General features: G+C 59.8%; 4 protein-coding genes. All 4 read right to left on the bottom strand.

All coding sequences use genetic code 11. The features are described from left to right. Positions 1 to 740 (bottom strand): DUF6708 domain-containing protein (locus QK293_RS27220; protein WP_282383387.1); only part of this gene is annotated, 740 nt, incomplete at its 3' end. After that, positions 737 to 4,009 carry a toxin VasX gene (locus tag QK293_RS27215; RefSeq protein ID WP_282383384.1) on the bottom strand — a complete coding sequence of 1,091 codons (3,273 nt, stop codon included), beginning with the start codon at positions 4,007 to 4,009 and terminating at the stop codon, positions 737 to 739. The genes QK293_RS27215 and QK293_RS27220, both read right to left, overlap by 4 nt. Then, a complete protein-coding gene (locus QK293_RS27210; RefSeq protein WP_282383381.1) occupies positions 4,006 to 4,839 on the bottom strand; it encodes a DUF4123 domain-containing protein in 834 nt (277 codons plus the stop codon). Before QK293_RS27210 ends, QK293_RS27215 begins: the two co-directional genes overlap by 4 nt. Beyond that, positions 4,836 to 5,662, bottom strand: an 827-nt coding sequence (locus QK293_RS27205; protein ID WP_282383378.1) for a phage baseplate assembly protein V, incomplete at its 5' end; no start/stop codon positions are given. The genes QK293_RS27210 and QK293_RS27205, both read right to left, overlap by 4 nt.

Below are 5,662 nucleotides of genomic sequence, written 5' to 3'. Positions count from 1 at the left end.
TTGAAAATGAAGATCCCGCAGAAACCTTCCCACAAGATGGTTAAAGGCCAACCTCTCAATTTTGCAGCTTTTACAAGATCGTCCAGATAGGTCGCCCATATCCCTTTAGACCTGTCGAAACGTGCCGTCTGATCCTCAACAGCCTCCGGACCAATCTCCATGTAGCTGCGCATGCACTCCCACAGCGCCATCGCCGTGGTGCCGCCCCCACAGTTGAAGCCTAGGGAGAAATGCTTGTCGTCTTCTTTGGCCTGCGGGTCCGGGTTTTCGAAACCGATGATTAATAAGCCCATCGTGGCTTTACCGGCCTGACTGACCGACGAGTGCTGTGTGGCCGCTGCCGTGACGGTCTCCCATGGCACGATCCAGTACTCGCCATCGTCGCGGGGTACGCAGACTTCTCGGCGCTGGCGATTGAAGCGCACGGGTAAGGGCACTTCGCGGAATAGGCCATAGACCACAAGCAAAATAGGGATGCCCACGATGATTAGCCCTCCGCCCCATATCAGAGGATCGGGAGTGATGTAGTTCAAAAGCGCAAACAGCAATACCATCGGCCACAGAACCATCACCGCCGAACCGATGCTGTAGCTACCAATATCGAGAAACACCTCGTTCTTGCGCCAGATGGTGTTGAGCACATCTGAGGGTTTTCTACCCGTAGGGATGGGTAATGGCGCCAGGTAGTCATTGCGCGAAAAAGTCCGTTTTTTCGTGGTGCCTGCCGGTGGGGTGCTCATCGTTTGTCCTTGGGTTGCAGGTAAATAGCGCCGGGGTGGTCCTCGCCGAGCGGGTAATTGGGCACACGATCCAGTTGGGGTGTCGGGTCGGCCCGCAGTTCTATCACGCCAGTTGAGTCATTCAGAGTAAAGGCAAGCCCTCGCTCGCCGCCGATAAAGGTGCGGGCGCCGAGTATCGCGGTCAATGGCGTGCGATATCGCAAACGTAGCGAAACAGTGCTGGGTTTTGTCCTCAATACGTTTTCCAGCTCTTTGAAGGGGCCGCTCAAGCGTAAGCCCTGACCTTCCTTAAACGGTATCCACTGACAGACGCTGCTGGACAGCCAATGAGGTGTCATATCTCGCCAAGGACGAGGTGGCTTGAAGTTACTGGTCGGGCTGTTTTTGATCAGATGGCGGTAGCCTTGGGTATCCTCCGGGTCACCGACCATGCTTAGTTCCAGGTAGACACTGCCGGGCTCGGCACCTGGCAAGTCGATGGTCAGGGCATTGATGGAACTGACGAAAGCGAGGCCTGAAGGGCCATTACCAGCGGTCGACTCCGAGCTGCTTTGCATGCTGACCCGAGGCGTATAAAGAATGAGGTACAGCCGGTCGAGCTCGTCCTGTTGGGCTTTAGGCGAGATAGGTTCCAGATCAATAGCTCGTAATTTTGACCAGCAGCAGAAGCTCAGGAAGTTTTGCAGAGGCGTCCGCTCAAAGAACCAGGTAGTCAGGTACAGCACGCCCAACACGGCAATGATCCAGTTCAACGGTCCCATGTACAGCGTGTAACGCAAGATGGCGACTTCGACCTCGACTAATCCCGCCAAGGCTCTGCCGGTTTGGGCCATCCCCAACAGTGCCTGAGCACCAAAAGCACCGACCTGCCCAGCGACCACGTTCTGACGCATCTCCAGCCACGGATCGACATGAGTATGGGCTCGCTCTAGCTGAGTTTGCAGAGATCTGTATTCGTTCACTGCGGCGGCAAATGACAATCCACCAATCACCCCACCAAACAGCGTAAGTGTTGGCGCGGCAGATGAGCGAATAAAGAACCGATCCTTCCCCAACCCCTTCCGCACCTGATTATCAACCACTGCCACCAAAGCCGCCGCCGCATACAACGTCGCCGACACCGTGTCATTCACCCGCCGACTGTCCATCCCCTCCACCACCCCGGCCTGATTCAAATAGTTATGCGCATTCAGCACGTTCAACAACAACGCCGCCAACGGCACCACCCCGCCACTATTGGCCACAACAGGCGAGTTAACTATCCGCCCAACCCGCCCCGCACCAATCGCCTTCCCGGTCGCCTTCGCCCAGTCGCCCAGCGCTTCGGCCTGTTGCCCCAACAACTTCCACACCTGCCGGCCGGCCTCGGTCACGAACTGCAAACGCGTGTCGCTGCCCAGCCGCGCGGCGATGAAGACGCCCATCCAGGAGCGGCTGAAGGCGCCGTCCCCCTTGAGCAACAACAGCGAAGCCGCCAGACGGTTGACCAATACACTCCATTGGTTGCTGACGTCCCGCGCCATGGCCGCGATGTCTTCCAGAACCGCTGCGCTCAACGGCGCCAATACCTGATAGGTGGCGCTAATGTTGTCGGAAGCCAGTGCCGCCATCAACTCGCCCAGGCGAGAGGTGTTGTTAACGGCCGCATCAATCGAGGGCGTCCAGGCGTTGAACAGTTGTTTCAGCGCGCCGCCGTCGGCGGCTCGCACGTAGTCGGCGTATTGCTCGGCGCCCTGGGCGCGCAGGCATTGGGCGGTCAGGCAGCCGGTGGCCAGTTCGGTCAGCCAGTGGCGCGTTTCCAGGTCGGAGTAATCGACAAACCAGGTGCTGCTGAGCGAGCGGTTGAGGTACACGCCCCGGTCGGCAAACAACGCGGTGTGACGCTGTTCGATCTGCTGGTAGTGCGCCGCTGCGGTCTGCGCGAACCAGGTATTCATCGCCTCGAGGTCGATGTATTCGCCGACCTTGGCGCTGAAGAAATGGTTGTTGAGGTTGGCGTGTTTTTCGGCGCGGTATTCACGGACGACGAATTCCACTTCGTTGTACAAGTCCGCCGGAATAAAGGCCCGTACCGGGGTGACGATGGCTGCGATTCGTGCATCGCGGGCGGCGGCTTCAGTCTGAGTGGGCTGACCGCCGTATTGACGGGCCCGGGTTTCAGCCTTGAGTTCTTCATCCAGCCGATGCTGGGTGTCGAGCATGACTTGGCCCTGTTCGGGCGTGAGGGTGATTTCGCGAGCCTTGTAGCGGTAGCTGATGGACCCGGCCAGTTCGGCGCCATCTTCACTGATCAGGCTGCGCACAAACCCGCCGATGCTCAGCCGAACATTATTCTCGCCCAACCATTTTTCGTGACCCGCCTCGACCCATTCCTGCTCGTGATTGATGTCACGCAGCACGCCCAGATCGTCATCCAGGCAGGCGAACACGGGAAATAATCCCTTGGCCTGTGCCTTGGCGCTGTCCAGCCAATCCTGAGTGCCCTGACCGTCCCACGGCTCGGCGCTCCACTCGCCTGGCAGCTGGTCGCGGGCGCCGGGATATTGGGCGATGGCTTTCTCGCGCTCACGCACGCGGTGCATGGCGTCGGTGTAGGCCTTGATGTTGACCGGCGTCGGGTCTTTCATCACGGTTTCGCCCAGCGCGCCGGTATCCTCAGCGCCCCATTGCGGGTCAGCTTTCATGGACTGGGCGAAGGTGCTGGGGATGAGTTCGGCCATGACCTCAACGGCTTTTTCCAGCGGCGGGCAATGCTCGGCTTGCAGTTCATTGGCCACGGTGCGCAAGACCACATGGCGCATGTGCGCACGGCGTTTGGCGCTGCTGTCGCTCAGCAATTGGCAGTGCTCGGGGTTCAGTGGGAACTCGCTGTAGAGCATCCACGCGTCGTGGATTTTTTCCAGGGCCAGGCCCGTCAGGGTGGCGTCAAGTACCAGGGTCGCGTCGGCTTCCAGCGCCTGTTCTTTGAGCTGGCCATTCGGCGAAACGGCATACCGTTTAAGGGGGCCTTTGTCCTGCCACAGGTAAACAAACCCGACCCGTAGCCGACGTGCCGCCATGGGCCGGCTTTGCGTGGTCACGCCGGGAGCGCAGCAAGGATTGGCGGCCTTTTCTTCAGCCAAGGCATAACGCACGGGCACGACGAAAATTTCGGCCTGGCTGGCCGGGCACGGCGTAAGGGTACTGTTGATGTCGACGTGAGGCTGTGCCTTGGCGGCGCGTTCGGCCTGAGCGGCTCGGTCGATCATCGCCAGTTTTTCTGCGCTCATACGCCGGACTCCTTGTCGGTGAGCTGCTGACGCGTCAGTTCGGCATTCAGGTTATCCAGCCGTTGCTCGAGCGATACACCGGGCTCGGCCAACATCCTCCGGTAAGCGGCGTGATCAGGTGCATCGGGGAAGTCGGTGCCCAGCACCGCGTGGAAGCGAGCCCAGAGCAGGACTTCATCGATGGCGCTGTACCCGTGACGCCCGGCACGGTGCTGGCAGTGAGACGCCCACTGTTGCAGTGCAAAGGCGTCCAGTCCTTGCAGGTATTCGGAAAAGTACTGCTGGCAGTGTTCGATCAACCGTTGGGCGAAGCGCTGCCGTTGGGCGGTGCCCAAGTACTCCAGTTGCTCCGCAGACAGGAACAACCAAGGCTCATGCGCATACGGTGCAGCGGGTTGATCCGGATGTTCTTGGTGGATATCCAGTTCCGGGAGCCGGATCAGTCGCACCGGCCCCATCAGGCGATCACGCTCGCAGGCGGGCAACTGCGCTAGCCACAATGCCGCGATACGCGGGTCGTGGTAACGGAACAAGACCGTGATATCCCCCTCGACACGCACGTGAATCAGGCTACGTAAATGCTCAAGCACCACAGCTTCTTGCGCCTCTGACTCCAGCCAGATGCCACACATCGCGCTCCAGTCCCGAAAAAAGGTCTGGGCCAGCGGGCTATTGGTAGCAACAGGCACCAAGACCGGCCCGACTTCCTCCAATGGCCCATAAGCGGTGTTGAGGTAAAGCGATTGAAACGTTGTGCTCCCCAGCTCAAACAGACGCTCAGGCAGATGTTCAATCTGGGCGCGATCCAACAGCAGGAAAGCCTGACTCATGCCGATGTCTCCGTCAGTTTTTGACACACGACGCAGATCGGTGCGGCCTGTTGTGCTGCCTGAGCCAATGCCAGTTTTTGCGCAGCCAGGGATGGCGCAATCAGCGCCTGCGCAGCCACCGGAACCAATGAAAGCGCGGGTTGAACAGGCGCACCGGACACCGGCGCCCCACCCTCGACAATGGCCACGCTGCTGAAGATCCCGCCCGAGCTGATCACGACGTGGTGACCGCCAGCCTTGAGCGTCAGGCTCATCCCCGCATCAATCACCACGTTGACAGCGGTGACGTGGGCTTGTGAACCGGCCTGAATCACCCACGTGCCGCCTGCCGTGGTGCTGCTGTTTCCGGCAACGGAGATCAGCTCGTTGCCGCCGATCACTGTATTGCGCGCGCCTTGGGTGGTGTGCAACTCGTCGCCCTTGATCAGGCTGGCGCTGTGGTTGCCCACCTGTTCGAAACGGTCGTTGCTGATCAGGCTGTGGCTGTCCCGAGTGATCTGTTCGCGACGGTCGTTGCCGATCTGGGTGTCGCTGTCGTTGAGGATCAGTTGCTCGATATCGCGCTGGGCGCGCAGGTAGATTTTTTCCTGCCCGGCGCGGTCTTCAAGCGACAGTTCGTTGTAACCACCGGTGTGCGGGGAGCTGTGGCTGCGCAATACGGTTTTGGTTTTGTGCTCGGGCAACGAATACGGTACTGAGGTGACGGTGTTGGCCACACACCCGGTGATCAACGGTTGGTCGGGGTCGCCTTCCAGGTAGGTGACGACGACTTCCATGCCGATGCGCGGGATGGTCACCGAACCAAAATTTTCCCCGGCCCAAC

The organism is Pseudomonas sp. AL03 (assembly GCF_029960815.1).
GTDB lineage: Bacteria > Pseudomonadota > Gammaproteobacteria > Pseudomonadales > Pseudomonadaceae > Aquipseudomonas.
The sequence above is the reverse complement of the archived record's forward strand: the minus strand, read 5'-3'. Positions and strand labels throughout refer to the sequence as shown.

Bases quoted from the DNA above. Each gene is read 5' to 3' on its own strand.
- QK293_RS27215 (WP_282383384.1), bottom strand. From the start codon at position 4,009: ATGAGCGCAGAAAAACTGGCGATGATCGACCGAGCCGCTCAGGCCGAA.
- QK293_RS27210 (WP_282383381.1), bottom strand. From the start codon at position 4,839: ATGAGTCAGGCTTTCCTGCTGTTGGATCGCGCCCAGATTGAACATCTG.